General features: G+C 56.0%; 12 protein-coding genes. 11 read left to right on the forward strand and 1 reads right to left on the reverse strand.

The genetic code is table 11. The annotated features are described in order from the left end of the window. Positions 1-123 precede the first annotated feature (123 nt). Positions 124-1,287 (forward strand): IS481 family transposase, encoded by a 1,164-nt coding sequence (locus WH298_RS06040; RefSeq protein ID WP_422616024.1) that lies wholly within the window; start codon positions 124-126, stop codon positions 1,285-1,287. 57 nt (positions 1,288-1,344) lie between these two features. Here WH298_RS06040 and WH298_RS06045 read toward each other — a convergent pair whose 3' ends face one another. Continuing rightward, the gene (locus tag WH298_RS06045; protein ID WP_180822451.1) at positions 1,345-2,253 is read right to left on the reverse strand and encodes a LysR substrate-binding domain-containing protein; all 909 of its coding nucleotides are present in this window, start codon (positions 2,251-2,253) and stop codon (positions 1,345-1,347) included. A gap of 131 nt (positions 2,254-2,384) precedes the next feature. Between WH298_RS06045 and WH298_RS06050 the strand changes: the two genes are divergently transcribed. The 10 genes from WH298_RS06050 (at position 2,385) to WH298_RS06095 (ending at position 19,162) form a co-directional block, all read left to right on the forward strand. Further along, positions 2,385-3,695 carry an MFS transporter gene (locus WH298_RS06050; RefSeq protein WP_180822452.1) on the forward strand — a complete coding sequence of 437 codons (1,311 nt, stop codon included), beginning with the start codon at positions 2,385-2,387 and terminating at the stop codon, positions 3,693-3,695. Between the two features lie 14 nt (positions 3,696-3,709). Then, positions 3,710-4,798 carry a tartrate dehydrogenase gene (locus WH298_RS06055; protein WP_007893079.1) on the forward strand — a complete coding sequence of 363 codons (1,089 nt, stop codon included), beginning with the start codon at positions 3,710-3,712 and terminating at the stop codon, positions 4,796-4,798. A 160-nt stretch (positions 4,799-4,958) separates the two neighbouring features. Further along, positions 4,959-6,365, forward strand: coding sequence for an MFS transporter (locus WH298_RS06060; protein WP_180822453.1), 1,407 nt, complete (start codon positions 4,959-4,961; stop codon positions 6,363-6,365). A gap of 356 nt (positions 6,366-6,721) precedes the next feature. Beyond that, positions 6,722-6,904 (forward strand): con-10 family general stress protein, encoded by a 183-nt coding sequence (locus WH298_RS06065; protein WP_007893075.1) that lies wholly within the window; start codon positions 6,722-6,724, stop codon positions 6,902-6,904. Between the two features lie 70 nt (positions 6,905-6,974). Next, entirely contained in the window at positions 6,975-7,487 is a 513-nt protein-coding gene (locus WH298_RS06070; RefSeq protein ID WP_007893072.1) for a ferritin-like domain-containing protein, read from the forward strand. 138 nt (positions 7,488-7,625) lie between these two features. Further along, positions 7,626-8,243, forward strand: a complete 618-nt coding sequence (locus WH298_RS06075) for a glutathione S-transferase family protein (protein WP_180822454.1) — start codon at positions 7,626-7,628, stop codon at positions 8,241-8,243. Between the two features lie 9 nt (positions 8,244-8,252). Next, positions 8,253-10,304, forward strand: coding sequence for a 2Fe-2S iron-sulfur cluster-binding protein (locus tag WH298_RS06080; RefSeq protein ID WP_180822455.1), 2,052 nt, complete (start codon positions 8,253-8,255; stop codon positions 10,302-10,304). 234 nt (positions 10,305-10,538) lie between these two features. Further along, positions 10,539-16,526, forward strand: coding sequence for an Ig-like domain-containing protein (locus WH298_RS06085; protein WP_180822456.1), 5,988 nt, complete (start codon positions 10,539-10,541; stop codon positions 16,524-16,526). Positions 16,527-16,946: 420 nt separating this feature from the next. After that, positions 16,947-18,632: a ShlB/FhaC/HecB family hemolysin secretion/activation protein gene (locus tag WH298_RS06090; protein WP_180822457.1), complete on the forward strand. Its 1,686-nt coding sequence runs from the start codon at positions 16,947-16,949 to the stop codon at positions 18,630-18,632. Continuing rightward, positions 18,632-19,162, forward strand: coding sequence for a toxin-activating lysine-acyltransferase (locus tag WH298_RS06095; RefSeq protein ID WP_180822458.1), 531 nt, complete (start codon positions 18,632-18,634; stop codon positions 19,160-19,162). The genes WH298_RS06090 and WH298_RS06095 overlap by 1 nt, the downstream gene beginning before the upstream one ends. The last annotated feature ends 2 nt before the right edge of the window (positions 19,163-19,164 follow it).

Consider the following 19,164-nt stretch of genomic DNA (forward strand, 5'->3'; position numbering starts at 1 on the left):
TTTCTCCCACCTAATCATTCCCTCTCCTTCTGGGTGTTCAGTCCGGGGAGATCGTGAACACTTGTTCGGGGACATGGTAGACACTTACAACTAAGGCATAAGAACCCGTTTATGGAGTCGCTTATGCCCTGGGATGCGAGAGATACCATGTCATTACGTACTGAGTTTGTTCTGCTCGCCTCGCAAGACGGGGCGAACATCCGCGAGCTGTGCCGCCGCTACGGCATTTCTCCCGCCACCGCCTATAAGTGGCTTCGCCGCTGGGCTGAGGAAGGGCCGTCCGGTCTTCAGGACCGCTCACGCACGCCCCGTCATTCCCCCGGCAGGTCGCCCGACGACATCACTGACCTGCTGCGTATGGCGCATGAGCTTCATCAGCGCTGGGGAGCACGCAAGATTAAGCGCTGGCTCGAAGAACGCGGACACCGCATGCCCGCCTTCAGCACCGTCCATAACCTGATGGCCCGCCACGGCCTGCTGCCGGGACTGGCTCCGGGTATCCCGGTCACGGGGCGCTTTGAACACGCGGCCCCGAACCAGCTCTGGCAGATGGATTTTAAGGGCCACTTTCCCTTTGGCGGCGGCCGCTGCCATCCGCTTACCCTGCTGGACGACCATTCCCGGTTCTCGCTGTGCCTTGTGCACTGCGCTGACGAACGGCGCGAGACGGTACAGGAGCAGCTGGTCAGCGTCTTTGAGCGCTACGGCCTGCCGGACCGGATGACGATGGATAACGGCTCACCGTGGGGCGACACGACCGGGACCTGGACGGCAGTGGAGCTGTGGCTGATGCGGCAGGGTATCCGGGTGGGCCACTCCCGGCCTTACCATCCGCAGACGCAGGGCAAGCTGGAGCGCTTTCACCGCAGTCTGAAGGCGGAAGTGTTGCAGGGAAAGTGGTTCGCGGATAGCGGAGAGCTGCAGCGCGCCTTCGACCACTGGCGGGCAGTCTACAACCTTGAACGCCCGCATGAGGCGCTGGATATGGCGGTGCCGGCGTCGCGCTATCAGCCATCATCGCGGCAGTACAGCGCCCGCGTAACGTCACCGGAATACGACGAGGGCGTGATGGTCAGGAAGGTGGATATCAGCGGGAAGCTGAGCGTAAAAGGCGTCAGCCTGAAGGCAGGCAAGGCGTTCAGGGGAGAGCGGGTTGGGCTGAAGGAGACGCGGGAAGACGGTTACTACGAAGTGTGGTGGTACAGCACAAAGGTGGGGGTGATCGACCTGAAGAATAAGTCGATCACCATGGGTAAGAATGTTAAAAAGTGTTCACCATGTCCCTGAACACCCGTTTACCATGTCCCCGGACCGTACACTGGGAGAGGGTTAGGGTGAGGGAAATCACAACTTCTCCGTCAACTCACATTCATTCTCATGCAGCAGCCGCAGCATCTCGAGTAAAAACGCGTCTTCGTTGCCCTTCTGCCAGGCAATGCTCAGCGGCAAACCTTTAATCTGTTCCGGTAAATCCAGCGCAATATAGCGCACGCTGTCGCTATTCATCGTGCGGTACGACGCGGGCACCACGGCCAATCCCAAACCGGCCGACACCAAACTCAGAATGGTTTGTTTCTCTTCGGCGAACTGCGCGATGTGTGGCGTGAGTCCCGCCAGTTTGAACAAATTCATCGTCAGATCGTGGCTGTGCGGGCGCGTGCGGCGATCGGGAATAATCATCGCTTCATGCTGAAAATCAGCCACTGCCACCTGTTCGCGCTGCGCCAGCGCATGCTGAATTGGCACCGCCAGCACGCAGCTTTCACGGGTAATAAAGCGCACCGCTAAAGACGCATCGATACTTTGCGGTTCGCGAATAAAAATCATATCCAGCCAGCCCGATTTTAATTTCGGGATTAAATTAATGGTTTTGTCTTCAATAATATGAATATCACTGTGCGGATGCAGCGGCACAAATAAGTTGAGTAAAGCCGGAACTAATCCGCGTGCGGCGCTATCGATGGCGCCAATGCGTAATGTCCGACGTTCATCTTTTAATCCCACTTTAAATCGCTGCGCCAGCGCATCAAATTGATCGATTAATTTGCTGGCCTCATCAAAAAATATTGCACCTTCGGCGGTTAATGAAACATTACGCGTCGAACGATTTAACAAGCGCACGCCAAGGTCTTCTTCCAGTAAACGGATGAAGCGAGAAAGTGACGCAGGCATCATTTCCATTCTTTGGGCAGCGCGCCCAAAATGGAGTTCTTTACCCACGGCGACAAAACAACGCAATTGATTTATATCCACATTTCCCTCGCCCGTTGATTATGCAAATACTTTATATAATCCCCGCCTGATGATCCGCCAAAGCAAAACTGCATACTGAACGCGAAGACAAAAAAATAATACTACCCCTACACAATCTGGAGCACTTTAATATGAACTCTCACCTCGAAAAAAGGGTGATGCGTAAAGTGACGTTACGCATTGTGCCCTTCATCATGCTGCTCTACTTCATCGCCTTTCTCGATCGCGTCAATATTGGTTTTGCTGCATTAACCATGAATCAGGATTTAGGTTTCTCGCCCACGGTATTTGGTTTTGGTGCCGGAATTTTCTTCCTTGGTTATTTCCTGTTTGAAGTACCGTCGAATTTAATTCTGCATAAAGTCGGCGCACGCATCTGGATCGCCCGCGTGATGATCACTTGGGGATTAGTCTCCGGCTGCATGGCCTTCGTGCAGGGCACCACCAGCTTCTATGTGCTGCGCTTCCTGCTCGGCGTGGCGGAAGCCGGTTTCTTCCCCGGCATCATTCTCTATCTCAGCTACTGGTTCCCGGCGGCGAAACGCGCGCAGGTCACCGCCATCTTTATGGCTGCCGCACCGCTTTCAACGGCGCTCGGTTCGCCAATCTCTGCTGCGCTGCTGGAGATGCACGGCCTGCTGGGCTTCGCTGGCTGGCAATGGATGTTTGTGCTGGAAGCCATTCCAGCACTGCTGTTCGGCATTGTGGTGCTGTTCTACCTCACCGATCGTCCGGCAAAAGCGAAGTGGCTGAACGATGAGGAGCGCGCCTGGCTGGAAAACACTATGCGGGCGGAAGAACAGGCGCGCGCCGCCAATCAGGGCCACAGCAGCGCATGGCGCGGACTGGCCGATAAGCGCGTTTTAGCGCTGGCGCTGGTCTATTTCGGCACCTCAGCGGGCTTGTACACCCTGGGCATCTGGTCGCCGCAAATCATCCGCAGCTTTGGCGCATCCTCAATGCAGATCGGTTTCCTCAACGCCTTCCCGGCGGTAATCGGCGTGATCGGCATGATCCTCTGGGCACGCCATTCGGATCGCACCAAAGAGCGTAGCTGGCACGTGATCGGCGCTTGTTTACTGGCGGCGGCCGGACTGATTTATGCCGGCAACGTCAGCACGCTGTTTACGGTGATTATCGCCCTGACGCTGGTGACCGTCGGCATCAGCGCCGCCAAACCGCCGCTGTGGAGCATGCCAACGCTGTTCCTCAGCGGTCCAGCGGCGGCGGCGGGCATCGCCACCATCAACTCGATTGGCAACCTCGGCGGTTTAGTCGGCCCGATGATGATTGGCGTGATTCGCCAGCAAACCGGCAGCTACAGCTGGGGCCTCTATTTCGTGGCGGGACTGCTGGCGATCTCCGCCATCGTGGTTCTGCTGCTCTCTGCCAGCGGCAATAAGCCGCAAACGGCCGAGCTTCCTCATCCTCATACTCATTAATCTGGAGAAACAACATGCGTAACTATTCGATTGCCGCTATTCCCGCAGACGGTATTGGTCCGGAAGTGATCTCTGCCGGTGTGGAAGTCTTGCACGCGCTGACGCGCCAGGATCCGCAGCTGAAGTTCGATGTCGAGACCTTTGACTGGGGTTCGGATTACTACAAACAACACGGCGTGATGATGCCGGAAGAGGGCCTGCAAACGCTGAAGAAGTTCGATGCGATTTACTTCGGCGCAGTTGGCGCACCAGACGTGCCGGATCACATCACGCTGTGGGGTTTGCGTCTGCCGATCTGTCAGGGCTTTGACCAGTACGCCAACGTGCGCCCCACGAAAATCCTGCCAGGTGTGACGTCACCGCTACGCAATCGCGGTCCTGGCGATCTTGATTGGGTCATCGTGCGGGAGAACTCAGAGGGCGAATATTCCGGCAACGGCGGGCGCGCGCACCGCGGGTTGCCGGAAGAGGTCGGCACCGAAGTGGCGATTTTCACCCGCGTCGGCGTGACGCGCATCATGCGTTATGCCTTTAAACTGGCGCAGTCGCGCCCGCGCAAACTGCTCACCGTGGTGACCAAATCCAACGCCCAGCGTCACGGCATGGTGATGTGGGATGAGATTGCCGCCGAAGTGGCGCTAGAGTTCCCGGACGTGCAATGGGACAAAATGCTGGTTGATGCCATGACGCACCGCATGACGCTGCATCCACAAAGCCTCGACACCATCGTGGCCACCAACCTGCACGCCGATATTCTGTCGGATCTGGCTGGCGCGCTGGCGGGCAGTCTCGGCGTGGCGCCGACCGCCAATATCGATCCCGAGCGTCGCTTCCCATCGATGTTCGAACCGATTCACGGCTCAGCGTTTGATATCACCGGCAAAGGCATTGCCAACCCGATCGCCACCTTCTGGACCGCAGTGCAGATGCTGGAGCATCTCGGCGAGCGCGACGCGGCGGCGCTGATTATGCAAGGCATCGAGTTTGTCTGCGCCAAAGGCATTTTGACCCCGGATGTCGGCGGCACGGCCAACACCGCCGAGGTGACGCGTGCGGTAGTGCAGTTTATTACGTCCAAAGCCAGCGTGGCAGAAGCCATCTGATTTGCCCAGTGCGGGTCCAATCATCGCACCTTCCGAAGCGGCGCGATTTATCGCGCAATGAATGGCGCCGCTACGACGGGTGCATGCTGTGATTTGATTTGCACCCTAAGCATTTTTCATTAACAGTCTCTGCCTACCGTTGTTTTTTGCAGGATCCCGCATGACGCACTCAGGCAGAGAAGCCCGTCCGAACGTGAATCGCACCATGATGTTAGCTTTGCTGGTCGCCGTGACCTTCTTTATGGAAAACCTGGATGCCACGGTGATCACCACCGCCATTCCACAGATGGCGCGTGATTTCGCTGCAAGCCCGGTGGCGCTCAACGTGGGTGTGAGTGCGTACTTACTGGCGGTGGCGGTTTTCATCCCGATGAGCGGCTGGCTGGCGGAGCGCTTCGGCGCACGTACGGTGTTTGCCAGCGCCATTCTGATTTTTACGCTCGCTTCCATTCTGTGTGGCCTGAGCGACACGCTGACGATGTTCACGCTCAGCCGCATTCTGCAAGGTATTGGTGGTGCGATGATGGTGCCGGTCGGGCGCATGGTGGTGCTGCGCGTTACCGAGAAAAAAGAGATGGTGAAAACCATCGCGTTTATCACCTGGCCGGGGCTGATTGCGCCGGTGCTCGGTCCGCCGCTTGGCGGCCTGATTGTCACGTATGGTCACTGGCCGTGGATTTTCTGGCTCAATATTCCGCTCGGCATCCTCGCGCTGATCGCGACCGGCTATCTGGTGCCGCAGTTTAAAACCGAGCAACCGCGCCGCTTTGATGGGCAGGGCTTCGTGCTGACCGCCACCGCCTGCACCTCACTGATTATCGCGCTGGAAGCGCTGGGGCAGATGCATCTTAACCTCGGCGTACCGCTGCTGCTGCTCGGCGTGCTGAGCAGCTGGCTGGCTTATCGTCACAGCTTCCGCCATGCGCAGCCGCTGCTGCCCTTTAGCGCGCTGAAAATTGCCACTTTCCGCAACGCGGTGATGGGCGGATCGTTCTTCCGCGCCTCCATCAATGCCGTGCCGTTTTTGCTGCCGCTGCTGTTCCAGCTCGGTTTTGGCTGGAGCGCGGCGCAAGCGGGCGCGATGGTGCTGTGGGTGTTTGCCGGTAATCTGGCGATGAAGCCGGCCACCACCTGGCTGATGAAGCGCTGGGGTTTTCGTCGGGTACTGATGGTTAACGGCGTCATCAGTCTGGCAGCGATGCTGGGCTGCCTGCTGCTCAATCCGTCACTCGGCTATTTCGCAATTGCGGCGATTCTGTTTATTGGCGGGCTGTCGCGTTCGCTGCAGTTCAGCTGCTACAACAGCCTCGGCTTCGCCGATGTGCCGCAGGCCAAAATGAGCGATGCGTCGGTGGTATTCAGCATCTTCTTCCAGTTCAGCATGAGCGCGGGTATCGCGTTGGCGGCGCTGTTCCTGCGCGGTGCCATGCTGTGGCACGATCATACGGCCATTACGCAAAGCGACATTCACATCGCTTTCGCCGGCGTCGCGTTATTAGTGCTGCTTTCGCTAGTTGATGTGTGTCGACTGGAGAAAAATGCCGGTGCACAGGTGCTGGTGAAATAAAGTTGTCCAGTATAAGTAAATAAATGGTTCATGGCCCTTTGAAGAGAAGGGCTAATAATCCAAATAGTAATCATCTCTCCGCATAGTAAAAAAATAGCCTTAATGGTGTTTAATTTCATCAGCTTGAAAATTAAATTAAATATAAGCGATACGGGTAATCACCTTGTAAATAATTTAGCCAGAGAAATATATTTATCACTCCAATAAAATAATAAATTAAATAACGAGAAATAAGCGAGCCTTTTCAACACCGATAAGATAACTCCTAATTAGCCTGCCTTGTGCGTTAGGCTTTAACGACTAGCCTTAAGTGGTAACTGAAATAATAGTTATCTAACTTATTTGAGGCATTAATTATGACAACACCACGTGGCGGTTCTGGCAATTTTGCTATGGACCCAGAAAGAGCCCGCGAAGCGGGTAAAAAAGGCGGCCAGCTTAGCGGCGGTAATTTCCGAAATAATCCCGAGCGCGCGATAGAAGCGGGACGAAAAGGCGGTAAAAAAAGCCGTCGCGTCGTGGATAAATCCCCTGAGTAATGTCACTGCGGCTAGCGATAAATATCCACGTTAGCTGCAGCTCCCTTTATTTTAAGTAAGGAACCATACGATGAGTAATAACAGCGAAGCACACTTTCTTGATTGGGTGAGAGATGCCCATGCGATGGAAAAACAGGCCGAAAAGATGCTGGAAAAAATGGCGTCGCGCCTTGAACACTATCCGGATCTTAAATTGCGTATCGAACAACATCTGGTTGAAACCCGTGAACACCAGGTATTAGTACAGAGCGTTATTGACCGTTACTCCACTTCACAATCGGTATTGAAAGATATCGCCGGCAAAATCTCGGCCTTCGGCCAATCCATCGGCGGTGTCATGGTGGAAGATGAAGTGGTGAAAGGCGCCATCAGCGGCAACGTGTTTGAACACCTTGAGATCGCCAGCTACACCTCGCTGATTGCGGCGGCGCAGCATCTTAACGATCACCAAAGTGCCGAGATCTTTAACCGTATTCGCGACCAGGAAATCGCGATGGCGGATTGGACCTTGACGCATCTGCCGCAGGTAACAGAGCAGTATTTAATTCGTGACGCCACGCCGGGCGTTGAGGCCAAGAAATAGCGCTCATCAACCCGTCGAGACTCTTCCATTTTTCGCAACAATGACTTCGCTAATCCGGCTATTCTGCCCCGCAATTGTCTGTGCGAACCTTATGGTCAGGCTCGGGATCATCCCGAGCATTACCTAAGGAATCGCATCATGAAACTCTATCACTTCCCCCTCTCTGGTCATGCGCACCGCGCTCGTCTGTTCCTGTCGCTGCTGGATGTGCCGCATGAAGTTGTGGATGTCGATCTCAAAGCGGGCGAGCACCACACGCCCGCGTTCCTCGCCATGAACCCCTTCGGCCAGGTGCCGGTGCTGGAAGATGACGGCGTGTATATTGCCGACTCCAACGCCATTCTGGTCTATCTGGCGAAGAAAACCGGGCGCAGCGAGTGGCTGCCGGAAGATGCGCGCGGTGCGGCGGCGGTGCAGCGCTGGCTTACCGTGGCGGCCGGTGATATCGCCTTTGGCCCGGCGGCGGCACGCTTAATTACCGTGTTTGGTCGGCCATTCAATCCAGAAGAAGTCATTGCCCGCGCCCATCTGGTGCTGTCACGCATTGAGCAGCACCTTGAAGGGCGTGAATGGCTGGTGGGCGATGGTCCGACCATCGCCGACATCGCGCAGTACAGCTACATTGCCGGTGCGCCGGAAGGCAACGTCGATCTCTCCGGCTACCCGGCGGTGAACGCTTTACTGCGCCGCATTGAAGCGCTACCGGGCTTTGTACCCTTCCCGCAAACCGCCGCGGGCCTGCGCAGCCAGGTTTAGGAGACGATCATGGGCGAGAAACTGTCAGTGTGGCATGCGGGTGAAATTGCGCTGCAGCAGCAGGCGGGCGTGGCGGATCGCATGGCGGAAGTGGGCCAGCGCGTGGTGCGCGATCACATGCCCGATCAGCATCGTGATTTCTACGCGCAGCTGCCGTTTATTATCGCGGGCAGCGTGGATGCGCACGGCGATGCCTGGGCTACGCTGCTGGAAGGCCAGCCCGGTTTTATCTTCTCGCCCAACGCCACCACGCTGGATATCGCCGCGCACGCCGATGCCAGCGATCCGGCGGCGGCCGGCATGCAGGATGCAGCGCCGATCGGGCTACTCGGCATGGAGCTGCACACGCGGCGGCGTAACCGCATGAATGGCGTGCTGCACGCGATTGGCGGCGGTTTTCGCGTGCAGGTAGAGCAGAGTTTTGGCAATTGTCCGCGTTACATCCAGCTGCGCGACGTTCAGTTTGCGCGCGATCCTGCCGCGCCTTATCACGGCGCCGTGGAAACGCTCAACGCGCTGGATGATGAAGCTCGCACCAGCATCGCCGCAGCGGATACCTTTTACGTGGCGACCTACAACGATCAACCGCATCGCCAGGTGGATGCCTCGCATCGTGGCGGCAAGCCCGGCTTCGTGCGCGTCGGCGATGATGGCCTGCTGACCATTCCCGATTTCAACGGCAACCTGTTCTTCTCCACGCTCGGCAATATCCACCAGAATGGCCAGGCGGGATTGCTGTTTATTGATTACGCCAGCGGCGACACGCTGCAGATGAGCGGCGAAGCGGCGGTGATACTCGACTCGCCGGAGATCGCCGCGTTTCAGGGGGCTGAGCGGCTGTGGACATTTCGCGCGCGCCGTATCGTGCGCCGTCGTGCCGCCCTCGCCCTGCGCTGGCAAACGCCAGCCGATGGCAGCGCGCCCGCTTCACTGATGACCGGTGACTGGCAAACTGCCGCCGAGCGTATGCGTACGGCGCAGCTGGCAACGCGCTGGCGGCCGTTCCGGGTGACGAAAATTGTCGATGAGAGCGCCACCATCCGCTCGTTTCATTTAATGCCGGCTGATGGTGCCGGTTTGCTGCCGCATCTGGCCGGTCAACATCTGCCGATTCGCGTCCAGCCGCCGGGCGCTGGGAAGCCGCTAATGCGCGCCTATACCTTATCAGTCGCGCCAGCCGATGGTTTTTATCGCATCAGCGTTAAGCGTGATGGCGCGGTGTCGCGCTATCTGCACCAGCAGCTTGCGGTTGGCAACATAGTGGAAACGCGCGCACCGGCGGGTGATTTCACTATTGATGCCAGCGAAACGCGTCCGGCGGTGCTGCTTGCTGCGGGCGTGGGAATTACGCCGATGCTGGCAATGCTGCGCCATCTGGTATTTGAGGGGCAGCGCAAACAGCGGATGCGGCCGACGTTTCTGCTGCAGTCGGCGCGCAGCAAAGCCGAGCGCCCTTTCGTACGCGAAATCGATCGGCTGCTGGCGCAGGCGCAGGGCGCGCTCAAGCTGGTGCGCGTGCTGAGCCAAACGGCAGATGCGCAGCAGGATCTGGATTACGACGTCGCCGGACGCATCGATATGGCGCTGCTGTCGCAGGTGCTGCCGTTCAACGACTACGACTTCTATTTGTGCGGGCCGCCGCAGTTCACGCAGGCGCTGTACGACGGGCTGCGCGCCTACAACATCGCCGATCGCCGCATTCACGCCGAAGCTTTTGGGCCATCATCGTTGCAGCGTAGCCGCGATGGCGTTGCAGAAGCACAGCCGCTGCCGCCGGTGGCGACTGAATCGGTGCCGGTGAAGTTTATGGATTCGATGAAGGAAGCGCGCTGGACGCCGCAAGCCGGTTCGCTGCTGGAGCTGGCCGAAGCGCGCGGCCTGAGCCCAGCCTACAGCTGCCGTGCCGGACACTGCGGCAGCTGTAAAACCAAACTGTTGCAGGGCGCAGTGACTTATAAAACACCGCCCAGCGCCCGCGTGGCAGAAGATGAAGTGCTGATTTGCTGTGCGCAGCCCGCGCAGCAGGAAGGTGACGAACAGGCGATTCATTTGGCGTTGTAAGGGGACAATCCACCGCCATCAAGACAGCGTGTGCACAGTGAATTATTAACGAAAAGTTTAACTTCTTAGGTCGTACGCAACTTGCTGTTTTTAATGTTATTTAATTTAACGTCAAATAATAAAGGCGACGCAGAGTGGCTTTGAGCCACGTCTCATAAATACTTTTTTCGCGGCCCTTATTATGGCGCCGTTAGCTGCGTATAGGATGTAGCTGAGTATTTGAGAATGAACACCATGGAAGAATCCAAAAAAAATAGCGTGCATCGTTCCAGTCACGAGAACGCAACGCTCTCCGTTTTAAGCACTGCGCCGGCCCACGTCAGCGCGCATGCAGCATCATCACCAGCAGAAGAACAGACTGTCATCATCAACGCCTCAACGGCTGAAACCAAGCCCGTTTCCATCTGGTACGTGGCTGACTATGAACATGATGGGCAGATTTTACGCGGCGGCATTTATGAAAACGCCGCGCCACGTTTTGTCGGCACCGCCGATCCCGGCACTTTAATTACCATTTTCGATGGTGATAAACAGATTGGCCAGGTGGTCGCGAATATTGAGGGCAACTGGCATTTCACCCCCAATCCTCCTCTAGAGATCGGACCGCGCAACCTGGTTTTCAGCTCCGGGATCTCAAGTGATTCGTTTGATTATGTCGTGCTGGCTGAAGGCTCGCAGATTATTGAGTTGAAGGCTCAGGCCTTCGATAGGGATGAGCGAAGCATACCCCTTATACCCGGCGATAAAATCGAGGACACCACCCCGCGCTTTGTGGGCCTTGCCGATCCAAATATCACTATCACCGTCTACGATCATGGCAAACCGATAGCCACCGTTATCTCTGACGACGAGGGCACCTGGTATTTCTTCCCGACGTTGGGCTTGGGCGAATACTCCCTCACCTTTGACGCTGGCAACGGCAATACCACCAAACCGTTTAATTTCGAAATTATCGGCAGCGCAGAACCGGAAGAGCCGGTGATTGTTGAGCCAGTAGATCCGGTGATTGAAGGCCCGGAAACCCAGCTGATCACCATTGAAGAGGTGAACCAGAATACCAATTATGTCTGGGAACGCATTGCTGAGAACGGCACTACCATCGACACCACGCCGCGCTTTAACGGCAAAGCGGGTGCCAATGTGCAGATCACCGTGTATGACAACGGCCAGCCGATTGGCGTCACCACCTCTAACGCGCGCGGCGAGTGGGTGTTCACACCGCAACTGGACGGCGGCGAGCACAACATCAGCTTCAAAGCCGGTGAAGGCAGCGAGAGCAAGGTATTCAGCTTCACCATCGACGCGAACATCACCATCGAAGCGGTCAACCAGAACACCAATTATGTCTGGGAGCTGATTACCGAGAACGGCACCACCAACGACACCACGCCGCGCTTTAACGGCAAGTCGAGCCCGAATGTGCAGATCACCGTGTATGACAACGGTAAGCCAATCGGCTTCACCACCGCTAACGCGCGTGGCGAATGGGTATTCACGCCGGAACTGAGCGGCGGCATGCACAACATCAGCTTTAAAGATGCTAAGGGCAACGAGAGCAAGGTGTTCAGCTTTACCATCGATGCACAAATCACCATCGAAGAAGTGAACCAGAACATTAATTATGTCTGGGAATCTATTGCTGAGAACGGCACTACCATCGACACCACGCCGCGCTTTAACGGCAAGGCCAGCCCGAATGTGCTGATTACCGTGTATGACAACGGTGAGCCAATCGGCAGCACCACCTCTAACGCCCGTGGCGAATGGGTCTTCACGCCAGAGCTGAGCGGCGGCGTGCACAACATCAGCTTTAAGGATGCGCAGGGCAACGGCAGCAAGGTGTTCAGCTTCACCATCGACGCGAACATCACTATCGAAGCGGTAAACCAGGACACCAATTATGTCTGGGAGCGCATCAGTGAGAACGGCAGCACCAACGACACCACGCCGCGCTTTAACGGCAAGGCCAGCCCGAATGTGCTGATTACCGTGTTAGACAACGGCCAGCCGATCGGCAGCACCACCTCTAACGCGCGCGGCGAGTGGGTCTTCACGCCGGAGCTGGGCGGCGGTGAGCACCACATCAGCTTCAAAGACGCTCAGGGCAACCAGAGCAAGGTGTTCAGCTTCACCATCGATGCGCAAATCACCATCGAAGAGGTATATCAGAGCAGTAATTATGTGTGGGAGCGCATTGCGGAGAACGGCACCACCAACGACACCACGCCGCGCTTTAACGGTAAGGCCAGCCCGAATGTGCTGATCACCGTGTATGACAACGGTGAGCCGATCGGCAGCATGACTTCCAACGCCCGCGGCGAGTGGATCTACACGCCGGAACTAGGCAGCGGTCTGCATAACATCAGCTTTAAGGATGCTCAGGGCAACGCGAGCAAGGTGTTTAGCTTCACCATCGTATTAGCTGAAAGCCAGCCGATCATCGTGGATGAGGTATATGACAACGCGCATTCTGCCTGGCAGCTGGTGACGGAGAACGGCATCACCAACGACACCACGCCGCGCTTTAACGGCACATCAGGCGCGAATCTCAGAATCAATGTATATGACAACGGTCAGCCTATCGGCTTCACCATGTCCGATCACAACGGTAAGTGGGTGTTCACACCTGAGCTGAAGGCAGGTGCGCATAGCTTCACCTTTAAAGCCGGCGAAGGCAGCGAGAGTGATGCGTTTAATTTCACCGTGGAAGTGATGCCGATTACCATCACCCACGCGTATGACGACTCGCAGGGTTACCAACGTGATTTTGAACGCAACACCACCATCAACGACTCAACGCCGCGTTTTGTTGGTCACGCCGAGCCGGGTAAGAAAATCACCGTATATGACAACGGTCAGCCGATTGGCATCATTACTCCCGATCACAGCGGATACTGGTCTTATACCGCCCTCCTGAACAGCGGCGCGCACAAGATCGTCTTCAAGTCAGGCGAAGATAACCAAACCGATCCGTTTGACTTCACGGTGGTGACGCCGGATAGCCAGCCGATCACCGTTGATGATGCCTACGACGACTCCTTAGGCTACAGCCAAAACTTTGCTCGCCACGCCACCATCAATGACACGTCGCCAAGCTTTAGTGGGCAAGCGGGGCCAAATGCGAAAATCACCGTGTATGACCACGGTCAGCCTATTGGTACCGCGGTGTCTAATGCCTGGGGCTACTGGAGCTACACCGCCGAGCTGAAAGGCGGCGCGCACAGCATCACCTTTAAGGCCGGCGAAGGCAGCGAGAGTGAAGCCTATGATTTCACCGTCGCCGCGACGCCCGTCACTATCGATCGCGCATTCGATGATAGCGTCGGCTATGACCGCGAAGTGGGCGACAACGCCACCGTCAGTGACACCGCGCCACACTTTAACGGCAAAGCGGCACCTAATACGGTAATCACTGTTTTCGATAACGGGGTTCCTATCGGCTCAGTCTTATCGAGCTGGGGCGGACGCTGGAACTTCGAGCAGGAACTCGGCGCGGGCAAACACATCATCACAGTGAAAAGCGAAGACGGCAGCGTGAGCGATCCGTTTACGATTTACATCACCGCACCGGTTAAGGCACCTGAAGTCACCATCGATCGCGCGTTTGATGACAGCGCTGGCTATGACCGTGAAGTCGGCGACAACGATAGCGTCAAAGACACCGCCCCCCGCTTTAACGGCACCGCGAAGCCAAATACGCTGATCACTATTTTCGATAACGGTGTTCCTATCGGCTCAGTCGTATCGAGCTGGGGCGGACGCTGGAACTTCGAGCAGGAACTGGGCGGTGGCGAGCACGTCATCACGGTGCAAGGCGAAGATGGCAGCGAAAGTGATCCCTTTACGTTGTATATCGACGCGCCAGTTGAGCCGGGGCCTGATCCTGAACCTCAGCCTGTGCGTAAAACCGAGATTGATTACGGTTTTGCCAAGGTTGGAAACAAAGTCGGCCATCTGAAACAGCATGATGTTATTCAGGACGACAAGCCTGCGCTTGCCGGCTTCGCTGAGCCTAACAGCCTGATTACCATTTATGACAACGATGTAATAATCGGTGTGGCGAGAACCTCCAATCTTGGCACCTGGTCATTCATCGTTCACGACTATCTGGGACAAGGTTCACATAACTTTGTGGCGAAAGCCGACAATGGTCAGGATAGCGATCCGTTTGTGCTGGTGGTGAAAGTACCGGTGAGTGCGAATGCTGTTTATGCCAACTCCGGTGAGGAGTCGAGCTGGAATTCAACCGCCGATACCACGCCCGATCTGCGCGGCGGCGGCCCAAAAAATGTGGTGATCAATCTGTATGAAGGTGAAAACTGGATTGGTTCAGTCAAAACCTTAGCCGACGGCAGCTGGACCTTTACCTTTACCGAGCCGCTGAGTATCGGCCCACATCACATCGTGGCCGTCGCTGAAGAGGGTAATACCAGCGAGACGTACACCTTCGACATCACCGAACCTTCTGTCGTTGAGCCGCCGGTTGAGCCAGAGGTGACTTACACCGTTACGAGGGCGAGCGATGACGTACTGGAGCACGGCCACGTTCTTGCTAATGGCGAGACAGATGACGCAACCCCGCGCCTTTACGGCCAGGCTACACGCTATGCCATGGTCCAGATCTTTGATAATGGTAATAAGATCGGTGAAGTACGCGCTGATGTGTCTGGCATATGGACGTTCGAACCAGAAATTGCGTTAACGCTGGGTAAACATGACATCACTGCAGGACCCGATGTTCAACATCAAGGCCCAGCCTTTAGCTTCACCGTGGTGGCGCCAGATCCAGAAAACCCATTACCGATCCAGATCATTTACGAAGTCAGCAATGCCTACGATAGCGTGCTGGAATCGGGACGTATTCCACAGAACGGCGAGAGTGATGACGCAGCACCGCGTTTTTCAGGGCATGCATCGCGCTATGCGCTGGTCCATATCTTCGATAATGGCGTGAAGATCGGTGAAACGCGCGCTGAAGCGTCTGGCTTGTGGACGTTCAAACCAGAACCCGCATTGTCACTGGGTAGGCATGAAATCAGTGCAGGACCTGATGCCGAGCATTATGGCCCCGCCTTTGTCTTCACCGTAGTGGCACCTGATCCAGAAAATCCACTACCGAAAGGAACGACGTATGAAGTTACCAGTGCCTACGATAACTTCTTTAAGTCTGGCTTTATCAAAGCCAACGGTGAAAGTGATGACAATGCCCCGTTCCTGGCAGGAAAAGCCGATAGCAATGCACTGGTGAAGATCTTCGATAATGGCGTTCAAATTGGTGAAACGCGCGCTAGTGCCACCGGTTCATGGACGTACCAGGTAGAAACTGCGCTTACGCTGGGTAAACACAACATCACGGCGGGATCGAACGTCAAATATCACGGTGAGGCATTTACCTTTACCTTGGTGCCAGCCGCAGCTGAACGCATTTTAGTGGTGGAAGGAGTGAGTACCTACAACGAGGGTGTTGAGCGTTTTGGTATTGGTCATAGCACAGCGATTTACGACAACACGCCGTCATTTAGCGGTATCGCAGCAGTGGGTTCGGTCGTCACCATCACTATCAACGGTAAGACACATGGAACGGCGCTAACCAATGAGTATGGTCGTTGGAACTTCGACGTCACTGAGCCGTTGAAATCGGGCAATAATCTGGTGAAAGTCACCGGTGAAGGTCAGGTGGAGAGCATTGACTTTAGCTTCGAGCTGGCGTCACCGTATGATATAGCCATCTTATGCAGCGTTTATGACGATCAACAGGGGGAAATTCTGATTGGAAACGGCCAGATTTCTTCTGACTCGACCCCTACGCTGAAAGGTTTTGCTGGACAAGATATCCTGTTGGAAATTTTGGACAATGGTAAACCTATCGGTTCGGTACAGACCCTGCAGGACGGCTCGTGGTCGTTTATTGTCCCTGAGCTGCAAGATGGTCCGCACTCAATTGTGGTAAAAAGCCTCTATCTGGAGAGCCACCCCAATAACTTCAATGTTCAGTCTGCCCCTGCGGAATCTGAGGCATCGCTGCTGAATATTTCAGCCGCCGATCTGCTGAGTTCTGCGGAGCCTGCGCTGTTCAGTGAGGACGCTGATGTTCAGCAGCCCGCTGCCCAACCGCTGTCTATCGCACAAGCCGATATGGCGGTAGAAACGCAGTCCGGTGTAGTGAACAACGCTGCGCGAGCGATGATTGAATCTGAGGAGCAAAACTACTCAGTAATGTGATGCTTTAACGCATAAACCACTAAGCAAAAACGGATGGTTCGCCATCCGTTTTTTTATGGATTAAATAGTGGATATTATTAGCTATGATGATGGCGTTCAAAATATAACCCTGAAATTAAACCCTGCCGACGATTATCATGCGATTTTAATTGTCAAAAAATTACAGATTTCTTTTATATATCCATGAATGAATTTACCCAGGACAATTCTGTACGATACCTTCCCCCCGCTTATTCACCCCCCTTTCCTTTCAATGGAATATTTATTAAAAATATCATTAACTCTCAATAAAGTGCCCAAATAACAAGAAATTTCCTATATTTTCACCCATCAAAAATCAAACTGAAATATTGCCATGCGCCAATAAACAGGTAGAGTATTAATAGCAGTTAAGGATAATCATTAATCTGGAATAAACTCATGGAAGAGAAAGCAGGCATAGCGCTTGCCGTTAGCGCATGGTCGCTGGCAATCGGCATTATATTTCCGCAGGTGGCGACCGCCGCCGAACAGGACATTATTCAGCAGCAGCGTCAGAAAGCGATTGAGGCCCAGCTTCAGCCGCCAACGCCTGACGTGCGTTTATCCCCGTCAACCAGCGGCTCCTCCCGCGTCAGCTTTCCACAGGAAACGCCCTGTTTCGCTATTCAGCACATCACGCTGAACGGGCTGAGTGACTTTCCGCACTGGCTACCGCTGCAGCGGCTGGCCAGCCAGGGCCAGGGAAAATGCCTGGGCGTGAAAGGCATCAACCTGCTGATGAGCGTGCTGCAGAACCGCATGATCGACAGCGGTTACGTTACCAGCCGGGTGCTGGCTCCGCCGCAGGATCTGACGCAAGGTACGCTGACGCTGCAGCTGCTGTCCGGAAAAATCAGCCACATCACGCGCACTGACTCCAGCGATCGCTACGTCACGCTCGCCAGCGCCCTGCCCTCGCGCGAAGATCAGTTGTACGACCTGCGTGATACCGAGCAGGGGCTGGAAAACCTGCAGCGTCTGCCCACCGTGCAGGCCGATATGGCGCTGATCCCCGGCAGTGCGCCGGGTGAAAGCGAGATGGCGGTGCAGTGGAACCAGAGCAAGATGTGGCGACTCGGCGCTTCACTCGACGATTCCGGCTCAACGTCCACCGGCCGTTATCAGGGCGGCCTGACGCTCTATATCGATAACCCGTTGTCGCTGAGCGACATGCTCTACGTTTCGGCGAGCCATGATTTGCAGTTTGGTAATGACAAAGGCACCAAAAACTTCACCGGCAGCTACTCGGTGCCGTTTGGTTACTGGATGGCGGGCATCACCACCAGCGATTACAGCTACAACCAGACGGTGGCTGGGGCGTTCACCGATTATCAGTACAGCGGCAAAAGCAAAAGCCTGAACGCCAATCTCAGCCGCGTGCTGCACCGCAACGGCAGCCAGAAAACCACGCTGAGCTATGACGTGATGACGCGTGAAACCCGCAACTTCATCAACGACACCGAAGTTGAAGTGCAGCGCCGCCAGACTTCGGCGTGGCGCCTCGGCTTGCAGCATCGTCACTATATCGGCAGCGCGACGCTGGATGCGGGCGCCAGCTATCAGCGCGGTACCCGCTGGTTTGGCGCACAGCCCGCACCCGAAGAGTTCTGGGGTGAAGCCACTGCGCTGTCGAAGATTATTCAGCTCAACGCCCAGCTGGCCGTGCCCTTCTCGCTGCTTAATCAACAGTTCAGCTTTAACACCCAGTATCTGCGCCAGATGAGCAACACGCCGCTGACGCCGCAGGATCAGTTTGCCATCGGCAACCGCTGGTCGGTGCGTGGCTTTGACGGCCAGCGCACCCTGAATGCAGATGAGGGCTGGTATTGGCGCAACGACATCGGCTGGGCGACGCCGCTGCCGTCGCAGGAGCTCTATCTGGCGCTGGATTATGGTGAAGTGGGTGGGCGCAACAGCGGCCAGGATTACCTGATTGGTAAACACCTGGCCGGTAGCGCGGTGGGACTGCGCGGCTACGCCTTCCGCACCAGCTATGACCTGTTCGCCGGTATTCCGCTCTCGAAGCCTGCCGGCTATCACACCAGTGGCTTAACGCTCGGCTTCAACCTGAACTGGAGCTACTGATGGAGATCAACGGTTACCGGTTAATTGCGCCCTGGCTGGCAGCGGATGACACCAGCGAGGCCGAAGTGCTGGGCATGGCGGTCTGGCTGTGGATGCACTCGAAGCGCCACCGCGATGCCCCGCTGCATACCCTGCCGACGCTGCTGCTGCCGCCGATCAAACAGCAGCAGTACGCCATCGCGGTAAAAGAGGGTCGCCCGCAGTTTTATCTCGGCTGGGCGTGGCTGGATGCCGAGGCAGAGCAGCGCTACCTCACGCACGCCTCGGTGATGATGCAAGAGCAGGACTGGATCAGCGGCGATCGCCTGTGGATCACCGATTTTATCGCCCCCTTTGGTGAGATCCGCGATCTGCTGCGCCTGATGTATGAGGTGATTCTGCCGGAGCACTGTTTCCGCTGGCAGGATCAGCAGGGCAATCTGCGCGGTCAGCGGGTGCATTTTTATCATGGAAAGAAAGTCAGCGAGAGCGCGGCCAAACAGTGGCAGCAGGCGCATCCGCTGAGCGTGGCGTTACCCGAAATCGGATAAGG

Source organism: Pantoea nemavictus (assembly GCF_037479095.1).
Classification (GTDB): domain Bacteria; phylum Pseudomonadota; class Gammaproteobacteria; order Enterobacterales; family Enterobacteriaceae; genus Pantoea; species Pantoea nemavictus.